Source organism: Pseudomonas mendocina (genome assembly GCF_003008615.1).
In the GTDB taxonomy this organism is placed as follows: domain Bacteria; phylum Pseudomonadota; class Gammaproteobacteria; order Pseudomonadales; family Pseudomonadaceae; genus Aquipseudomonas; species Aquipseudomonas mendocina_C.
Map to the genome: position 1 here is coordinate 1,750,707 of NZ_CP027657.1, position 18,619 is coordinate 1,769,325.

Genomic DNA, 18,619 nt, shown 5'->3' on the forward strand with positions numbered 1-18,619 from the left:
ATTCCTCCCAATGGATCAGAGCGGGGCCGGCGTCGGATGCTGGCGGGCGAAGAAGTCCCAGATGACCCGGGGGCCGTTGAAACTAGACAGAGTCGGGCCGAGCAGGCGTGGGGCGCGGAAGCCGGCCTGAGGTAGCAGGTGACCGCCGCCGATCAGGCTGTACAGCGCCACCTCGGGGCGGCCTGTCGCCTGCCATTGCACGAGTTGGGCGCGTTGCGCCGGATCGTCCGGGTTCTGCCAGGTTGTGCTGCTGATGCCGGCGTCACGGGGGTAGCCGGCGAGTTCGGCGAAATAGCTCGCCGAGTCGTAGGCCGAACGCACGGTGCCACGATTGCCCACGCCGAACAGGGTGACCACACCGCCTTGGTAGGGGTTGATCGGATCGCGGGTGCCGTTCATCAACAGCACCGGCACGGGCTGACCGCTGGGGCTGCACTCCAGGTTGTCATCGGTCGGCAGGTTCGCGGCGAAGGCAGCCACCCCGGCCAGCAGTTGCGGTTGCTCGAGGGCGATGCGCAGGCCCAGTTGGCCCCCGTTGGAATAACCTGTCAGGAAGGCACGGCGGGCATCGCCGTCGTGGTCGCTGGCGAAGCGCTGGATCAGCGCAGCAATCAGTCCCTTGTCGTCGATGTTCTGCGCCCGCGCCGGATAGTCAGCGGCGCGCCGGCAGTCGTTCCAGTTGCGCTCGAAGCCCTGCGGGTAGACGACGATGAAACCGTGCTCGTCGGCCAGACGCTCGAACTCGTAGGCGCTGTAACGACGGATGTCATCGATGGTCTGCAGCGAACCATGCAGAACGAACAGCAGCGGCGCCTTGGCCGGTCGCTGGGCGGGAATGTAGTAGGCGTAGTCACGCTGACGCTCACCGACGGTGATCCGAGCGTGCTGTAGGGTGGCGCTCAGAGTCGGCTGCGCTGGTGCGGGCGTGTAGAGGTAATAGCCGTACAGGCCGGCGATGAGGACACCGATCAGCGACACGACACTCAGCACGATTCTTGTTGTTTTCATCTGTGCCTCTGGGTTGGCAGGGCGAGATTGTCCGCCCTGCGATTCACCTTCGCTTTAGAACCTGTTCACGATCTAGCGAGCTAGAGCGATACAAGGCAAAAACAAGCGAGGAAGCGGAGTTTACGAGTGGTAAATGAGCATTCCGAGCTTGTTTTTAACGCAGTAGCGCCGACGCGCAGCAGATCGTGAACAGGTTCTTACAGCGCGAAGCTCTCCTCGGCCATGGCCATCAGGCACTGAGCACCGCCTAACAGAGACTCGCGATGGGCACTGGCACGCGGCAGCACGCGGCGCAGGTAGAACTGCGCGCTGTGCAGCTTGGCCTGATAGAAATCCACCTCGCCGCTGCCAGCCTCAAGGGCATCCTGCGCTCGCGCCGCGGCCTGCAACCAGAAACCGGCCAGCAGCAGATAAGCCGAATACTGGAGGAAATCCACCGAGGTAGCGCCAATCTCCTGCGGATCACGCTGGCAGGCCGCGAGCACAGAAGCAGCCAGATCGCGCCATTCGCCCAGACGGGTCTGCACGACAGCCGCCATCTCCGCCAGGGCCGGGCGACCGGTCTGGGCGTCGCACAACTCGCTGAACTCGGCCTGCAACGCGGACAGTTCGGCACCGCCATCGCCGAGCAGCTTGCGGCGAATATAGTCCAGCGCCTGGATGCCGTTGGTGCCCTCGTAGAGCTGAGTAATGCGGCTGTCGCGCATCAACTGCTCCATGCCCCATTCGCGAATAAAGCCGTGCCCGCCGTAAACCTGCACACCATGGCTGGCCACTTCCTGGCCCATGTCGGTGAAGAACGCCTTGACGATGGGGATCAGCAGCGCCGCACGCTTGCCAGCGGCCTTGCGCGCCCCGGTCGAGTCGGCGCCGTGCTCCAGGTCGAGCTGACGCGCGGTGTAGGCGGCCAGCATGCGACAACCCTCGACCAGAGTCTTCTGGGTCAGCAGCATGCGTCGCACGTCGGGGTGAACGATAATCGGATCGGCCGCTTTTTCCGGCGCTTGCGCCCCTGTCAGCCCCCGCGATTGCAAGCGCTCGCGGGCATAACGCAGCGCGCCCTGGAACGCCGCCTCGCCGATCCCCAGGCCCTGCAGGCCGACCTGAAAGCGCGCGTCGTTCATCATGGTGAACATGCAGGCCAGGCCCTGGTTGGCCTCGCCCACCAGCCAACCGGTGGCACCGTCGAAGTTCATCACGCAGGTGGAGGCGCCCTTGATGCCCATCTTGTGCTCGATGGCACCGCACGACAGCGTGTTGCGTTCACCCGGTGTGCCATCGGCAGCGGCAATGAACTTCGGCACCAGCAGCAGGCTGATGCCCTTCACCCCCGCTGGTGCATCCGGCAGACGGGCCAGCACCAGGTGGATGATGTTCTCCGACAGATCCTGTTCGCCGCCACTGATGAAGATCTTGCTGCCGCTGACGCGGTAGCTGCCATCGGCCTGCGGCTCGGCGCGGGTGCGCAGCAGCGCCAGGTCGGTTCCGGCCTGGGGCTCTGTCAGGCACATGGTGCCCGTCCACTGACCGCTGACCAGCTTGCCCAGGTACTGCTGTTTCAGCGTTTCGCTGCCGTGCTTGTGCAGCGCCAGCACGGCGCCCTCGGTCAGCCCGGAGTAGACACGGAACGACAACGACGCGCCCATCAGCATCTCGTGAAAGGCGAAGGCCACCAGTTGTGGAAAGCCCTGGCCACCGTATTCCACCGGCCCGGTCATGCTCGCCCAGCCGTTGTCCACGTATTGCCGGTAAGCCTCGGCAAAACCCTTGGGCGTACTAACCTGGCCGTTTTCCAGATGGCATCCTTCCTCATCGCTGTTGCGATTGAGCGGCGCGACTTCACCGGCGGCGAAGGCCGCCGCTTCCTCCAGCACACCGTCGATCAGCTCACGATCCAGGCCGTTGCCCAGGCGCTCGCAGTGGCCGGCAGCATCGAACAGCTCGTGCAGCACGAAACGCATATCGCGCAATGGCGCCTGATAGCTCATACCCGGCCCTCCTGTACGTCGCTGAAGCGCTTGTTCTCGGCGGCCAGACGCTCGATCAGCGCCGCCGGTTGCCAATGGCTGCCAAAGCGCTCGGCCAGTTGCAGCAGACGCTGACGAATGGCGCCGACGCCCTCGCCGTCGGCCCAAGCCATCGGGCCACCGCGCTCGGCAGGGAAACCATAGCCATTGAGATAGACCAGATCGATATCGTGGCTGTTGGCGGCGATGTTCTCTTCGAGAATCTTCGCCCCTTCGTTGACCAGTGCCAGCAGGCAGCGCTCGAGAATTTCCTCGTTACCGATATCACGGCGACTGAAGCCCAGGCGCTCGGACTCGGCCTGCACCAGCGCGTCCACCTGCGGATCATGCTCGGCCTGGCGACTGCCGGGCGCGTACAGGTAGTAACCCTTGCCGCTCTTCTGGCCAAAGCGGCCCAGTTCGCACAGGCGGTTATCCACCTGCACCGCCGGGTCGTCCTGGCCCTGGCCGGCCAGCTCACGGGCACGCCATTCCAGGTCGATGCCGACCACGTCATACATGCGAAACGGCCCCATGGCGAAGCCGAAACCCTGTAGCGCCGCATCCACCTGATGCGGCGAGGCGCCTTCGAGCAGCAGCATGCGCGCCTCGCGCACGTAGGTGTGCAGCATGCGGTTGCCGATGAAGCCATGGCAATTACCAGCCACCACCGCCACCTTGCCCATGCGCTCGCCCAGCTCCCGAGCGGCCTGCAATACGGCAGGCGCGGTTTCGGCGCCCCGGACGATTTCCAGCAATTTCATGATGTGCGCCGGACTGAAGAAGTGCAGACCCAGCACGTCTTGCGGCCTGGCAGTAACAGCAGCGATGGCATCGATATCCAGCGCCGAGGTGTTGCTGGCCAGGATCGCACCAGGCTTCATCACCGCGTCCAGCTCGCGGAAGATGCGTTGCTTGAGGTCGAGGTTCTCGTACACCGCCTCGATCACCAGATCGGCGTCGGCCAGGGCCGCGTAGCTGTCCACCGCCTCGATACGTGCCCGTCGCGCAGCCGCTTGCGCCGCATCGATACGCCCCTTGGCGACGTTATGCGCCCAGGTTTCCTCGGCCATCGCCAGGCCCTGCTCGACCATCTGCGGGTTGTTGTCCAGCCACAACACGCGCAGGCCGGCATTGGCCAGACTGATGACGATGCCGCGGCCCATGGTGCCGGCGCCGATCACGGCGGCACAGCGAAGCGGCGAGACGACTTTATTCATTGTTGTTCCTCTCGTGCACGAACAGAAAAGCTTGGGTCACGATAAGCAAGCCGCTACTATTTTTGAAATTTAGTCTTGTGATACGACGTATTCAGCAAATGAATTTCATAAATTTCGACCTCAACCTGCTGCGGGTGCTGGACGCTCTGCTGCGCGAACAGAACGTCTCGCGCGCCGCCGAACGCCTGGCCCTGAGCCAGCCGGCGGTCAGCAATGCGCTGGGTCGCCTGCGCGAGCTGCTGGACGACCCGCTGCTGGTGCGCGTGGGCCGGCGCATGCAACCGACGCCACGAGCACTGGCGCTGGAAGCCCCGATCCGCAGCGCCCTGCGCCAACTGGAACAGAGCCTGAGTGCTGGCGAGACCTTCGAGCCGGGAGAAAGCCGCCAGCGCTTTTGCATCGCCGTCACCGACTACGTGGAGCTGGTGTGCATGCCGCGCCTGCTCGACCGCCTGAGCCAGAAGGCGCCGGGCATTGGCATCGACATTCGCCACCTCAGCCCGAGCCTGCCGATGGAGGCGCTGGACAAGGGCGAGCTGGATCTGGTGCTGGGCCGCTTCGATGAGATGCCCGCGCGCTTCGCCCGTCGCCACTGGATGAGCGAGACGCTCAAGTTGGCGGCACGCCGCGATCATCCGCTGCTGCGCCAGGGCAACATGGATCTGGACACCTTCCTGCGCCTGCGGCACCTCTGGGTGCATGGTGGGCAGACCCGCGGCATGGTCGATCAATGGCTGGGCGAACAGGGCCTGTCGCGGCAGATTCTCTACACCACACCGAACTACCTGCAGGCGGCGCATATCGTCGCTGGCAGCGAGCTAACCGCCGTACTGCCCACCGCCCTGGCCCGACACTTCGCCACGCTGTTGCCGCTGCAGCTGTTCGACCTGCCCTTTACCCTCGGCCCCTTCCACCTGGAGATGGTCAGCCTGGCGCAGCGCCAGCGCGATGCCGCGCTGCAGTGGCTGATCGAGGAAATCGTCGCGGTGGCCAACCCGTAGGGTGCGCACCCTACCTCTCGACTTGCCTATCGGCGCGGCCGCCCAGATACCAGCCGAGTACGCCCCATAGCGCAGCACAGAGCGCACCGACCATGGCCACCAGCCAGGCGCCGTGGCCGAGCATGTCCAGCCCGGCCTTGGCCCAACCGCTGAGGGCATCACCACCGCGATAGACCACGGTGTCGATGAAGTTCTTCGCCTTGTACTTGCTCTCGGCATCCAGCGGGGCGAAGAGCATTTCCCGCCCCGGCCGGACGAAGGCGTATTCGCCAATGCGGCGCACGATCATCAGCCCCGCCAGCATGGCGAAAGTCGGCGCCAGCGCCAGGCCGATAAAGCCCAGGCACACCAGCGCAGGCACGATCGACAGCAACACGCGTACGCCCAGCTTCTGCGCCACCCGCCCGGTGATGAACAACTGCGCAGCCAACGCACCGGCCTGCACGACGAAGTCGATCACACCAAATACCTTCACCTGCGCGGCGCGATCCGGAAACAACTCTGCGACAAGCCGAGCCTGCTCGAAGTAGAGAAAGGTGCTGACCGACGTCAGCAGCAGGATGAACGCGCCAATCCCCAGCAGGTAGCGCGAACCCAGCATGCGCGTCAGGCCGCTGAAGGGATTGCCCGGCACCGGACGTCGCGGGCTCTCGCTGCTCACCGCCCCAGGGCGGCCAGCACCTTGCTGCTCGCGCCAGCCCATCAGGTAACCCTTGAGCGCCATGGCCACACCCAACAATACGGCGGCCATCAACATCAATCCGGACTCGCCGACAGCCCCGATCAGCAGCGCACTCAACAGCGGCCCACAGAGCCCGCCGACACTGGCTCCTGCCGCGATGAAGGCGAACAGCCGGCGCGCCTGGGCACCATCGAACACGTCGGCCATCAGGCTCCAGGCCACGGAAACGACGAACAGGTTGTAGACCGAGATCCACACGTAGAACACCCGCGCCAGCCACACGCTGTCGTGATCGACGCGAAACAGCAGGACGAAGGCGAGCAGGTTGAGACAGAAGAAGCCGTACACCCAGTCGATGAAATGGATGCGTGGGACTTTCGAGTTGAGCCAGGCGAACATCGGCACGGCCAGCAACATGACGACGAAGGTGGCGGTGAACAGCCACTGCAGGTTGTTCACCCCGCCGGTGATGCCCATCGCCTCGCGGATCGGCCGCAGCATGAAGTAACCGGCGAACAGACAGAAGAACAGGGCGAAGCCGGCCAGCACCGCGCCCAGTTCTTCACCTTCGGCATTGATCGCCCGCGCCAGGCGCCGCGTGAGCGCCTGCATCTCAGGCGAACAGCTCGATGATGCGCTGGCGCTGCGCCGCGTCTGGCAGACGTCCCTGGCCGGCGAGGATGTTATCGGCCATGTAACGCGGGTTGGAGGTGGCCGGAATCACCGCCGTCACCGCCGGGTTGGCGAGAATGTACTTGAGCATCAGCTGCGCCCAGGACGTGGCATCCAGATCCACCGTGGCCCAGTCGGGCAGGCTCTTGCCGCGCACCCGGTCGAACAGCGCAGAACGCTGGAACGGCCGGTTGATCAGCACCGCGATACCCTTGTCGGCGCAGTAGGGCAACAGCTCGCGCTCGGCGTTGCGCTCGCCGATGGAGTAGTTGAACTGGACGAAATCCACCGGTTCCTTGCGCAGCACCTCGAGCAGGCGCTCATGAGCGGAGTCCAGGTAGTGGGTCACACCGATGTAACGTACCCTGCCCTGCTCCTTGAGCTCGCGCAGCAGGCCGAGCTGAGTGCTGGTGTCCTGCAGGTTGTGCACCTGCATCAGGTCGACGGTGTCGGTGCGCAGGGCAGCGAAGCTCGCCTCGACCTGCCGCTCACCTGCCTCGCGCCCCGTGGAGGAAACCTTGCTGGCCAGGAACAACCGCTTGCGCATGCCATCCTCGGCGGCCAACGCGCCGCACACCGCCTCGGCCCGACCATAACTGGGTGCGGTGTCGACCAGGCTGGCACCGCCATTGACCAGATTGCGCAGCACCGCTCGCAGCGGGTTCAGCGCCTTGTCGTCCATCGGCACATCATGCGTTCGCGAGGTTCCCAGACCAATGGCCGGCAACATTTCACCGCTACTGGGTATCGCCCTTTTCAACAAGGGCGCCGCGGCGAAAGCGGATGGCGGCAACCAGGGCATCAGGGCGGCGAATGCCGCCAGGCTGGCGCTGCCGTGCAGGAATCGACGACGACTGGGCATGGCTTGGCTCCTTTGGGAACGACGAAGGGGGTCGGTTCGTTATAGGCACAGACCGCGCCCAGACCAAGGCGTTACATCCACTGCGGAGTCGACGATAGGGAACGAGAGTCATGCAGCCAAATGGCTACAAACCCGCTATGACGGGAGGAAGGGGGAAATGGGGAGGGTTACCAACGCAATATCCGGTAACCAAAAACGCCGCTGCGTCAGGCGGGGAACGACGCAGCGGTCGGGAAACCCTGATCAGGCAGCGCGCGAACCAGAGTCGCTAATCAACATGCCGTGGGAGACGAGATAACAGCGATGACCATTCTGCAGGGTCAGAGGGCTGCGGCTGGCGATGATCCAGCCTTTGCTCAGCAATTGCTCGATATGAGCCCGCAGAGCGGGTAGATGGCGCTGTTCCTTCATAGCCGACCTCTCGTTGAAAGGGTGACGCAGCACGCGCTGGTTCATCCGTGATACAGATCGCAAAAGTGTAGTGGCGCAATGCCAGGAAAGTAAGCGGCGCGATTGTGCATTTTTTTGTAGGACATTCGCTATACCTGTCTAACAATCAGGGCTGCACCAACGCCGTTTGCTCTGCGCTCTGCGGCACGGAAAACACCAGGTAGTCGTCCTCCAGCTTGCCGTAGCGCAGCAATGCCAGATCAAGCAGATAGTTCTGGTGCAGCTTCCAGGGCACGCGGTCGCCCTGCGTCGGCAGCAGATGCGAGGCGCGCTCGATATAGCCCGATTGCAGGTCGAGAAAAGGTTCCGGGCGCACCTCGCCATGGCGATCACGCGGCGTCACCTGGCGCATGCCGATAGCATCCAGATGATTGATCAGACGGCAGAAGTATTCGCTGGAGAGGTCGGCCTTGAGTGTCCAGCTGGCGTTGGTGTAACCCATCACCACCGCCAGGTTGGGCAAGTCGCGCAGCATGATGCCACGGTAGCCCATGCTCTTCGGCGCCTCGAAAGGCGCACCATCGACGCTCACGGCGATACCGCCAAACAGCTGCAGTTGCAGGCCGGTGGCACTGACGATGACATCGGCGGTCAGTTCCTCGCCACTCTTCAGGCGAACCCCCTGCGCGGTAAAACGCTCGATCTCGGCCGTCACCACTTGCGCCTTGCCCTGACGCAGCACGCGGAACAGGTCACCGTCCGGCACCGCGCAGACGCGTTGATCCCAGGGCTTGTAGTGGGGGCTGAAGTGGCGCAGGTCGACGCCGCCCAACTGTCGCCGCACCAACCCCAGCAGCACCCGGCGCACCAGATTGGGAAAACGCTTGGCCAGTTTGTAGAAGACCAGTTGCAGGGTCACGTTGCGTCCGCGTGCCAGGCGATACACCCAGGTTTCGGGCAGGACGCGACGTAGCGCGTTGGACAGCGCATCACGCTGCGGCAGGTTGATCACGTAGCTGGGCGAGCGCTGCAGCATGGTGACCTGCGCACCCTGTTCGGCCAGCGCCGGCACCAGGGTCACGGCGGTCGCGCCACTGCCAATCACCAGCACGCGCTTGCCGCTGCAATCGAAGCCCTCCGGCCACAGCTGCGGGTGAATGAAGGTGCCCTGATACGCCTCGCGGCCGGGGAATTCCGGCGTATAGCCGGCCTCGTAGCGGTAGTAGCCGGTGCACATCATCAGAAACTGGCAGCTCATGCGCAGCGGCTCGCTGTCGTCGCCACGCTGCACCAGCAGTTGCCAGGTGGCGCTGGTGCTGCACCAATCGGCCTTGAGCACCTTGTGCCGATAACGGATCAGCCGGTCGACACCATGCTCGGCGGCGGTCTGCACAATATAGCGGCGGATCGACGGGCCATCGGCGATGGCCTGCGGGTCGCTCCAGGGTTTGAAGTTGTAGCCGAGGGTATACATGTCCGAGTCGGAACGGATGCCTGGATAGCGAAACAGATCCCAGGTGCCGCCCATGGCCTCGCGCCCTTCCAGAATGGCGAAACGCTTGCCCGGGCACAGACGCTTGAGGTGGCAGGCAGCACCGACACCGGACAGGCCAGCGCCGATGATCAGGACATCCAGGTGCTCCACAGACATGAGACACACTCGCTAGAGATGAATGCTGAGCTTCACCTTAGTCGAGAGCGCTGTCATCCGTTCTTTAGTGTGGCTAGAGTGGCCATGAACAACCAGCGGGAGCGCTCATGAACACGGCCACCTGGGAACTGCTGTCCTACATCGTCACCGTGGTGGCGTTGCCGTTCGCCATCGCCGTATTTCTCTTCGAGCAGCGCAAGGAACGGCAGAACGAGGAAGACGCCACCTGGCAGCAGGTGTCCGACGCCTACATCGACTTTCTCGAAGTGGTGCTGGCCAACCCCGATCTGCGTCTGCGCAGCCAGCACGCCACGACCGACATGAGTGAGGAGCAGCAGGAGCGCATGCTGGTGATCTTCGACATGCTGGTGTCGCTGTTCGAGCGCGCCTACCTGCTGCTCTACGAGCCGAAGATGGACGAAAAACGCCGCCGCCGCTGGCACTCCTGGGAGGACTACATGCGCGAATGGAGCCGTCGCGAAGATTTCCGCGAGCGCCTGCCGCAACTGCTGCGGGGTGAGGATCCAGGCTTCGCCGCCTATATCCAGCAGTTGGCCCTGGAAGAGGCGGGTAACGCAGAGTGAACAGCGCGACTGGCCGGATGCGCCCGTGCGGCGCTAAGCTGTGACGATGACCACACCCTACCTGACCTGCCAGCAGACCCGCAGCACGGAAGCCGCCGGTGACCTGACACTGGGTGGCGACTGGACGCTGGCCCACTACAGCCAGCTCGAACCCCAGGTGCTGGCCCTGCGCGAACGCCTGCAGGGTGGAGAAACCGTCGACCTCAGCGAACTGGCCGCCCTGGATACCGCCGGCGCGGCGCTGCTCGTGGAGCTGTTCGGCAGTGAACGCCTGCGCCAGCTTAGCCAGCAGGCCGAACTCAGCGAGCAACGTCGGGCGTTGCTACTGACCGTGGCTGATGCCATGGCCGGCAGCCGCGAGGCGCCGGCAGCAGCGGAGCCGTCGGTACTGCGCGAGGTGCTTGGGCATATCGGTGAAGTGGTCGAAAGCCTGTGGCACCAGAGCCGTGCCCTGCTCGGCTTCATGGGCCTGACCCTGACCAGCATGCTGGCGATAACCGTACGCCCGGTGCGCTGGCGGCTGACGTCGCTGACCGCGCATCTGGAGCAATGCGGGCTCAATGCCGTGCCCATCGTCGCCCTGTTGACCTTCCTGGTCGGCGCCGTGGTGGCCTTCCTCGGCGCGACCATCCTCGCCGACTTCGGCGCCAGCATCTACACGGTGAACCTGGTGGCCTTTTCCTTCCTGCGCGAATTCGGCGTGCTGCTCACCGCCATTCTCATGGCCGGCCGCACCGCCAGTGCCTTCACCGCGCAGATCGGTTCGATGAAGGCCAACGAGGAAATCGACGCCATCCGCACTCTGGGCTTGAGCCCGATCGAGTTGCTGGTGCTGCCGCGCGTATTCGCCATGCTCATCGCCCTGCCGATCCTGACCTTCATCGCCATGCTCAGCGGCATGCTCGGCGGCGCCCTGGTGTGCGCCCTGTCGCTGGATATTCCGGCGACCATGTACCTGTCGATCCTGCAGGACAGCGACCTGCTGCGACACTTTCTGGTGGGCCTGCTCAAGGCACCGATCTTCGCCTTCCTGATCGCCCTGATCGGCTGCCTGGAGGGCTTCAAGGTCAGCGGCAGCGCGCAATCGGTGGGCGAACACACTACCTCGGCGGTGGTGCAGTCGATCTTCGTGGTGATTCTGCTCGACGCCCTGGCGGCGTTGTTCCTGATGGAGATGGGCTGGTGAGCCAGGAGACCATCATCGAGGTGCGCGACCTGAGCAACCGCTTCGGTAGTCAGGTGGTGCACGAGCACCTGGACTTCGACCTGTATCGCGGCGAGATCCTCGGCGTGGTCGGCGGCTCCGGCACCGGCAAGTCGGTGCTGCTGCGCAGCATCGTGGGCCTGCGCCAGCCCAATGCCGGCACCGTGCGTGTTTTCGGCGAAGAGCTGCTGAGCCTGCCAGCCGAACGCCGCTCTCAGCTGGAGCGACGCTTCGGCGTGCTCTATCAGCGCGGTGCGCTGTTCTCCTCGCTGACCGTCAGCGAGAACATCGCCCTGCCACTGATCGAGCATGCCGGCCTGTCGCGCGCCGCCGCCGAACGCCTGGCCAGGGTCAAGATCGCCCTGGCCGGCCTGCCGCAGGATGCAGGTAGCAAGTACCCCAGCTCGCTGTCCGGCGGCATGGTCAAGCGCGCTGCCCTGGCCCGCGCCCTGGCGCTCGACCCGGACATCCTGTTTCTCGACGAGCCCACTGCCGGCCTCGACCCGATTGGCGCAGCGGCCTTCGACCAATTGATCCGCACCCTCAGCGACAGCCTGGGTCTGAGTGTATTTCTGGTGACTCACGACCTGGACACGCTCTACAGCATCTGCGACCGAGTCGCGGTGCTGGCGCAGAAGAAGGTACTGGTGGCCGACCGCCTGGATGTGGTGGCTGCCACCGACGACGCCTGGATTCAGGAATATTTTCACGGCCCGCGTGGACGCGCGGCTGCACAGGCCGCCACAGCGGCAGGGAGTCAATGAATGGAACCCAGAGCCCATCACGTGCTGATCGGCCTGTTCACCGTGCTCACGGTGGGCGCTGCGCTGCTGTTCGGCCTGTGGCTGAACAAGGCCGGGGCTGATCGCGCCTTCACCGATTACGAGGTGATCTTCAACGAGGCGGTCACCGGCCTGTCGCAGGGCAGCGCCGTGCAATACAGCGGGATCAAGGTCGGCGACGTGATCAGCCTGGGGCTCGATCCCAACGATCCACGCACCGTGCGGGCACGCATTCGCATCGTCGGCCACACGCCAATCAAACAGGACACGCGAGCCCGTCTGGCGATCACCGGCATCACCGGCCTGGCGGTGATCCAGCTGCACGGCGGCAGCCCGGAGAGCCTGCCTCTGGAAGGCCAGGACGGCCAACCGGGCGTCATCATCGCCGACCGCTCGCCACTGTCACGACTGATGGCCAACGGCGAAGACCTGGTGGTCAACATCACCCGCCTGCTCAACCGTGCCAACCGCATGCTCTCGCGCGAGAACGCCGACCGCGTGTCGCGCACGCTGGAAAATCTGGAGCAGGCCACCGCCGGCATCGCCGCACAGCGCGACGATCTCAGCGCCGCCCTGCAACAAGCCGGCGCTGCGACGCGTGAAGCGGCCGAACTGATGCGCACGGCCAACCGCCTGCTCGATGGTCAAGGCAGCCAGGTACTGGCAAACGCCGAACGCCTGATGGCCTCGCTGGAGCGCAGCAGCCGCAATATCGAAGAGTTATTGCAGAGCAACCGCAGCGCATTGGATAGCGGCATGCAGGGCCTGGGCGAGCTGGGCCCCGCGATTGGCGAACTGCGCGACACCCTTGGCGCCCTGCGCGGCTTCTCCCGCCGCCTGGAGCAGGATCCGACTGGCTACCTGCTGCGCAACGACAGCATCAAGGAGTTCCAACCATGAAGCGTCTGTCCCTGCTGCTGGCCGCGGGCCTGCTCAGCGCCTGCTCGATCCTGCCACAGAGCGAACCGCTGGATATCTACCTGCTGCCAAGCACCGCACTGCCTACAGAAACCCAGCGCGTCGACTGGTCATTACGGGTCAACAGCCCGGTCAGCAACCAGTTGCTCGATGGCACGCGCATCGTCGTGTTGCCAGAACCGGATCGGATCAACACCTATCAGGGCGTGCGTTGGAGCGAGCGCACACCGCAACTGCTGCGCGGTCGCCTGCTCGATGCCTTCCACGACGATGGTCGGATTCAGGCGCTGAGTAACGAAGAGCAACGCCTGCAGGCCGACCTGGAGCTGGTCAGCGACCTGCGCAGCTTCCATAGCCAGTATCGTGATGGCGTTCCCGAGGCGTTGATCCAGCTCGACGCGCGCCTGGTCGACGCGCGCGATCAGCGCATCCTGGCCAGCCGCCGTTTCAGCGTCAGCCAGCCGGCGAGCGACACGTCGATTGCGTCAGTAGTGAAAGCCTTCGGTCAGGCTGGCGATCGATTGTCCCGCGAGCTGGTGGACTGGACGCTGGCCGAAGGGCAACGCAGTCGCCGGCCATAAGCGCATGGCAGCGCACACGTGATCATCGGTGCGCACAGCACACCCTACGCGATGGATGCAGCTACCGTAGGTTGCCCCGTGCGCACCAATCCTTATCTGCCCCTACACAGCCAACCACTCGCGCACCTCGGCGTAGGGGTAATCCTCCAGCGCGGCGAAGCCGGCCAGCTGACGCGCCTTGAGCTTGGTCAACAGCGGCGTGGTCACACCGCAGAGAAAACGCGTCAGGCACTCATGGCTTGGTTTGTGGCCGGCATGCTGCAGGTGCTTCTCGACGAAGGCCGCGCACAGCGCCTGCGCATCACGGCCGCTCAACGGCGGCAGCTCCGGCGGTTGCGGCAAATTGGCGACACGGCCCTGGCACACCGAGCAATGCCCGCAACGTTCGGGCGCCTCTACGTCACCGAAATACAGCGCCAGGCGCCGACTCAGGCATTCGCGGCTCTCGAACAAGCCGAGCATGGCCTGGATACGGGCGATCTCGCTGGTCTCGTGGGCGCGAAAATGGGCGTGCAAATCATTGGCCAGGGCTTCGACGTCAAAACCGCCATCGAGCACGGCGTAGACCTCGGTCATCTGCTTGCTTTCCAACTCCAGCCAGCCCTTCTCCTGGAAGTAGTCCAGCGCCTTGACCACCCGCGCACGCTCGGCACCGTGATCGCGATACAGCACATCGAAATCCAGGGTATTCCACGTCCGCGCGCGGCGTGAGCTGGACAGGATGGATTCGACGAACTGACGCCGCTCACCTTCGAACTTTGCCAGCAACGCCTCGTCATCCAGCAGCAACTTGAAGCGATACTCGGCGAAGTAGGCGTAGCGCGGGGCGATGACACCGCGCAGCTCCAACTGCACCAGCAGGGTCTTCAGGGGTAGCGCGCGGATATTGCTCAATTCCGCCAGTTGTCCAAGCATCAGTTCCCACTGCCCGCCCGTGCCGACCGCCTGCAAGTCGTCGAGCACGGCGCGAATGCCGCTGAGCTCGGGCGTATCACCGTAGACGAAGTTCTCCAGCACACTGAGGCCGTCACGGCTTGCCAACACCAGGCAGTCCGAGGCCTGGCCGTCACGCCCGGCACGGCCGATTTCCTGACTGTAGTTCTCCACCGACTTGGGCAGGTCGAAGTGCACCACGTTGCGGATGTCGCGCTTGTCGATGCCCATGCCGAAGGCGATGGTGGCGACGATGCATTCCAGCTCGCCAGCCATAAACCGGCGCTGGATCGACTCACGCACGTCATGGGCCATGCCGGCATGATAGGCACTGACTGCCAGCCCCTGGCCTTGCAGGCGCTCGGCCACCTGCTCGGCAGTCTTCTGCTGGGTGACGTAGACGATGCTCGCCTGACCGCGACGTGGCGCCAGCCATTGCTGCAGGCGCTGCGCCTTGGCGCCGCCAGGCACCGGCTCGACCAGCAGATTGAGGTTGGGCCGATAGAAGCCGGTGGTGACCACATCTGCTTCGGCAATGGCGAATTTTTCGCGCATGTCGGCGATCACCTTGGGCGTCGCCGTGGCGGTCAGCAGCAGCACCTGAGCGATGCCGAACTGGCGCTGATAGTCGGGCAGCTTGAGGTAATCCGGGCGGAAGTTGTGGCCCCACTCGGAAATGCAGTGCGCCTCGTCGACCACCAGCAGGGAGATCGGCACCTGGGCGATGAAATTGCGAAAGCGCTCGTTCTTCAGGCGTTCCACCGAGATCATCAGGATCTTCAGCTCGCCGGATCGCGCCCGATTCATCACCTCGGCCGTCTGCTCGCGGCTCTGTGCCGAATCGATGCTGGCCGCCGCAATGCCGTGGGCATGCAGAAACGCCAACTGATCCTGCATCAGCGCCAGCAGCGGCGAGATCACCAGGGTCAGGTGCGGCAGGTGCAGGGCCGGCAACTGGTAGCACAGCGACTTGCCGGAGCCGGTTGGAAAGATCGCCGCTGCCGAACGACCGGCAAGCACGGCACTGATCACCGTTTCCTGGCCAGGGCGCAGGTGATCGAAACCGAAGACACGCTTGAGGGTGGACATGAGCTGTCACTCCATTGACCGCTGAATGGCCCCAGACCATAACGCGGTTCGCTAGGGTGCGTCATGCGCAGCGACGTGTTGCAGTGCGTAGGGCGGGCTCAGGAGCGCCAGCGAACAGCCCGCCGACATGCCAGGCCATGCCAGGTTCGGCACATAACCTACGCCTAGTGCAGCAATGGCGTACTGCCTACGGCGAGTACGCCCTACTTCGCTGACCATAACGCGGTCGCGTAGGGTGCGCCATGCGCACCGATATATTGCCGCATGAAGCCGGTGGGCACGGTGCACCCTACTTCGAAAATGACAAAGCCGCCCGAAGGCGGCTTTGTCAGAGAGCGCGGCTCAGCTTACAGCTGCGGGCCGGCGTTCTTGATGGCGTCGCTGACATCGAACTTGGTGAAGTTGTCGATGAACAGCTTGGCCAGGCCTTTGGCGGCTTCGTCGTAGGCGTTCTTGTCAGCCCAGGTATTGCGCGGGTTCAGCAGGTTTGTCTCGACGCCCGGTACCGACTTCGGCACATCCAGGTTGATGATCGGTAGGTGCTCGGTTTCGGTACCGATCAGCGCGCCACTCTGGATGGCGGCAATCACGCCGCGGGTGGTCGGGATGTTGAAACGCTTGCCGACGCCGTAGCCGCCGCCGGTCCAACCGGTGTTGACCAGGTAGACCTTGGAGCCGAAGGCATTGATGCGCTTGATCAGCAGCTCGGCGTAAACGCCGGCCGGACGCGGGAAGAACGGCGCGCCGAAGCAGGTGGAGAAGGTCGACTTGATGCCGCCGCCGGAGCCCATTTCGGTGGAGCCGACCAGCGCGGTGTAGCCGGACAGGAAGTGGTAGGCCGCCTGCTCGTTGTTGAGGATCGACACCGGCGGCAGTACACCGGTCAGGTCGCAGGTCAGGAAGATCACGGCATTCGGCTCGCCGCCCAGGTTCTTCTCGCTGCGCTTCTCGACGTACTCCAGCGGGTAGGCCGCGCGGCTGTTCTGGGTCAGGCTGTCGTCGGCGTAGTCCGGGACGCGCTCTTCGTCCAGCACGACGTTTTCCAGCACGGTGCCGAACTGGATAGCTTTCCAGATCACCGGTTCGTTCTTCTCGGACAGGTCGATGCACTTGGCGTAGCAGCCGCCTTCGACGTTGAACACCACGCCTTCGCCCCAACCGTGCTCGTCGTCACCGATCAGGTAACGCGACTCGTCGGCGGACAGAGTGGTCTTGCCGGTGCCCGACAGGCCGAAGAACAGGGTCACGTCGCCTTCTTCGCCGATGTTGGCGGCGCAGTGCATCGGCAGCACGTCTTTTTCCGGCAGCAGGAAGTTCTGCACGGAGAACATGGCTTTCTTCATTTCACCGGCATAACGCATGCCGGCGATCAGCACTTTCTTGGCAGCGAAGTTGATGATCACGCAGCCATCGGAATTGGTGCCATCGCGCTCCGGCACGCACTCGAAGTTGGCGACGTTGAGCACTTGCCACTCGGTACGGCCAGCCGGGTTGTAGGCTGGCGGGTTGATGAACAGCTGACGGCCGAACAGGTTTTGCCAGGCGGTCGCGGTGGTCATCTTGACCGGCAAGTAGTGCTCTTCGGCCGAGCCGACGTGCACATAGGATACGAAGTGATCCTGGGCGGCGTTGAAGGCTTCGACACGATCCCACAGGGCGTCGAACTTGTCGGCCGGGAACGGACGGTTGATGTTGCCCCAGGCGATCTGCGCCTCGGTGCTCGGCTCTTGAACGATGAAGCGATCAGCCGGCGAGCGGCCAGTGCGATGACCGGTACGTACGACCAGCGCGCCATTGGCGGCCAGTTCCCCTTCACCACGGCGAATGGCTTCTTCGACCAGTTGCGCGGCGCTGATGTCGGTGTACACGGCGTTGTTGGCTTGCGTCATGAGGGTCCCCGTCGGCCGCTGGCCGAGTCTTCCGAACGTTGTGTAGCGTAGGGGCAACTACGCTACACGGTAAAAAAGTCGCGGGAGTATGCCAGAAAAGCGAACTGCTTGGCAGCCTCCGATCTGATAGAGAACGCCTATCGTTTAGAAAAAAGCGTCAATGACGCGTCTGCGATGGCGCCTCGCTGCCAGCACCCGCAAACAACTGGGCGATATCGGCGGCGTCGAATGCATAACGCTCGTTGCAGAACTGACAGTCGATCACCACGTTCCCCCCCTGCTCGGCCAGCAGCAGTTCGGCATCAGCCTGGCCCAGGCTGGCAAGAGCGCTGGCCGAGCGCTCACGCGAGCAGCTGCAACGGAACTGCAGTGCCTGCTCGTCGAACAGGCGCACGTTCTCTTCGTGGTAGAGGCGGTGCAGCAGGGTCGAGTTGTCCAGGCCGAGCAACTCTTCGGCAGTCAGGGTATCGGCCAGGGTCAGCACGTGGTTCCAACTTTCCTGGCGCGCCTCGGGCTCGGTCTGGTGGTGGACCGGCAATTGCTGCAACAACAGGCCGCGCGCACGCTGGCCATCGGCCTTGAGCCAGAAGCGAGTCGGCAATTGCTCGGAGCTGGCGAAGTAGTTGGACAGGCACTCGGCCAGGTCGACGCCATCGAGGTCGACGATGCCCTGGTAACGCTGGCCTCGGCTCGGATCGATGGTGATCGCCAGCACGCCGTGAGGCATCAGGCTCTGCAGATCGGCATCGGCACCGATGCGCTCGGCGTCGTAACGGGCGATACCACGCAACTCGCGGGCGCTGGAGCACTCGACCATCAGCAACGACAACGGACCTTCGGAGCGCGCCTGCAACACCAGCAGGCCGTCGAACTTGAGGGTGCCGACCAGCAGCGCAGCGGCAGCCATCATCTCGCCAAGCAGTTGCGCCACCGGCTGCGGGTAGGCGTGCTTGGCCAGCACATGAGCGTAGCTCTCGCGCAGAGCGACCATCTCACCACGCACATCGGTGTCGTCGAAGAGAAAGCGTTGACTGAAGTCGTTCATGGCGGCAGGCCCAGGGTCTGTAAAAAAGGCTGGCGATTTTATGCACAAATGCCAGCACAACCAAGGCCCGAACGTCATGTGACCTTCGTCACGCAACCCAGA

16 protein-coding genes are annotated in these 18,619 nt (G+C 64.1%); 6 read left to right on the forward strand and 10 right to left on the reverse strand.

Annotated features, from left to right (window positions below; translation table 11 throughout):
- Positions 1 to 15 precede the first annotated feature (15 nt).
- The 3 genes from C7A17_RS08080 to C7A17_RS08090 all read right to left on the reverse strand — a co-directional run bounded on the left by C7A17_RS08080 (position 16) and on the right by C7A17_RS08090 (position 4,234).
- Complete coding sequence (locus tag C7A17_RS08080) at positions 16 to 1,008, reverse strand: CE1 family esterase (RefSeq protein WP_106737549.1); 993 nt, start codon at positions 1,006 to 1,008, stop codon at positions 16 to 18.
- 197 nt (positions 1,009 to 1,205) lie between these two features.
- The gene (locus C7A17_RS08085) at positions 1,206 to 2,996 is read right to left on the reverse strand and encodes an acyl-CoA dehydrogenase C-terminal domain-containing protein (RefSeq protein ID WP_106737550.1); all 1,791 of its coding nucleotides are present in this window, start codon (positions 2,994 to 2,996) and stop codon (positions 1,206 to 1,208) included.
- The gene (locus C7A17_RS08090; protein WP_106737551.1) at positions 2,993 to 4,234 is read right to left on the reverse strand and encodes a 3-hydroxyacyl-CoA dehydrogenase; all 1,242 of its coding nucleotides are present in this window, start codon (positions 4,232 to 4,234) and stop codon (positions 2,993 to 2,995) included. Before C7A17_RS08090 ends, C7A17_RS08085 begins: the two co-directional genes overlap by 4 nt.
- A gap of 98 nt (positions 4,235 to 4,332) precedes the next feature.
- Between C7A17_RS08090 and C7A17_RS08095 the strand changes: the two genes are divergently transcribed.
- The gene (locus C7A17_RS08095; RefSeq protein WP_106737552.1) at positions 4,333 to 5,235 is read left to right on the forward strand and encodes a LysR family transcriptional regulator; all 903 of its coding nucleotides are present in this window, start codon (positions 4,333 to 4,335) and stop codon (positions 5,233 to 5,235) included.
- A gap of 10 nt (positions 5,236 to 5,245) precedes the next feature.
- Here C7A17_RS08095 and C7A17_RS08100 read toward each other — a convergent pair whose 3' ends face one another.
- The 4 genes from C7A17_RS08100 to C7A17_RS08110 form a co-directional block, all read right to left on the reverse strand.
- Positions 5,246 to 6,529 carry an NTP/NDP exchange transporter gene (locus C7A17_RS08100; RefSeq protein ID WP_106737553.1) on the reverse strand — a complete coding sequence of 428 codons (1,284 nt, stop codon included), beginning with the start codon at positions 6,527 to 6,529 and terminating at the stop codon, positions 5,246 to 5,248.
- A gap of 1 nt (position 6,530) precedes the next feature.
- A complete protein-coding gene (locus C7A17_RS08105) occupies positions 6,531 to 7,451 on the reverse strand; it encodes an aldo/keto reductase (protein ID WP_106737554.1) in 921 nt (306 codons plus the stop codon).
- Between the two features lie 243 nt (positions 7,452 to 7,694).
- Positions 7,695 to 7,862 (reverse strand): hypothetical protein, encoded by a 168-nt coding sequence (locus C7A17_RS26900; protein ID WP_199796404.1) that lies wholly within the window; start codon positions 7,860 to 7,862, stop codon positions 7,695 to 7,697.
- A gap of 145 nt (positions 7,863 to 8,007) precedes the next feature.
- A complete protein-coding gene (locus C7A17_RS08110) occupies positions 8,008 to 9,492 on the reverse strand; it encodes a flavin-containing monooxygenase (protein WP_106737555.1) in 1,485 nt (494 codons plus the stop codon).
- 107 nt (positions 9,493 to 9,599) lie between these two features.
- Here C7A17_RS08110 and C7A17_RS08115 point away from each other — a divergent pair, with 107 nt between their 5' ends.
- The 5 genes from C7A17_RS08115 to C7A17_RS08135 are packed head-to-tail and all read left to right on the forward strand — an operon-like array spanning position 9,600 to position 13,561.
- Entirely contained in the window at positions 9,600 to 10,076 is a 477-nt protein-coding gene (locus C7A17_RS08115) for a hypothetical protein (protein WP_106737556.1), read from the forward strand.
- Between the two features lie 46 nt (positions 10,077 to 10,122).
- Positions 10,123 to 11,262 (forward strand): ABC transporter permease, encoded by a 1,140-nt coding sequence (locus tag C7A17_RS08120; protein WP_106737557.1) that lies wholly within the window; start codon positions 10,123 to 10,125, stop codon positions 11,260 to 11,262.
- Positions 11,259 to 12,044 carry an ABC transporter ATP-binding protein gene (locus tag C7A17_RS08125; protein ID WP_106737558.1) on the forward strand — a complete coding sequence of 262 codons (786 nt, stop codon included), beginning with the start codon at positions 11,259 to 11,261 and terminating at the stop codon, positions 12,042 to 12,044. The genes C7A17_RS08120 and C7A17_RS08125 overlap by 4 nt, the downstream gene beginning before the upstream one ends.
- Complete coding sequence (locus C7A17_RS08130; RefSeq protein ID WP_106737559.1) at positions 12,045 to 12,962, forward strand: MlaD family protein; 918 nt, start codon at positions 12,045 to 12,047, stop codon at positions 12,960 to 12,962.
- Entirely contained in the window at positions 12,959 to 13,561 is a 603-nt protein-coding gene (locus tag C7A17_RS08135) for an ABC-type transport auxiliary lipoprotein family protein (RefSeq protein WP_106737560.1), read from the forward strand. The genes C7A17_RS08130 and C7A17_RS08135 overlap by 4 nt, the downstream gene beginning before the upstream one ends.
- A gap of 102 nt (positions 13,562 to 13,663) precedes the next feature.
- Here the strand turns inward: C7A17_RS08135 and C7A17_RS08140 are convergent, their stop codons facing one another.
- The 3 genes from C7A17_RS08140 to hslO all read right to left on the reverse strand — a co-directional run bounded on the left by C7A17_RS08140 (position 13,664) and on the right by hslO (position 18,517).
- Positions 13,664 to 15,583 (reverse strand): RecQ family ATP-dependent DNA helicase, encoded by a 1,920-nt coding sequence (locus C7A17_RS08140; RefSeq protein WP_106737561.1) that lies wholly within the window; start codon positions 15,581 to 15,583, stop codon positions 13,664 to 13,666.
- Between the two features lie 347 nt (positions 15,584 to 15,930).
- A complete protein-coding gene (locus C7A17_RS08145) occupies positions 15,931 to 17,472 on the reverse strand; it encodes a phosphoenolpyruvate carboxykinase (protein WP_106737562.1) in 1,542 nt (513 codons plus the stop codon).
- Between the two features lie 157 nt (positions 17,473 to 17,629).
- Positions 17,630 to 18,517: an Hsp33 family molecular chaperone HslO gene (gene hslO, locus C7A17_RS08150; RefSeq protein ID WP_106737563.1), complete on the reverse strand. Its 888-nt coding sequence runs from the start codon at positions 18,515 to 18,517 to the stop codon at positions 17,630 to 17,632.
- Positions 18,518 to 18,619 lie beyond the last annotated feature (102 nt).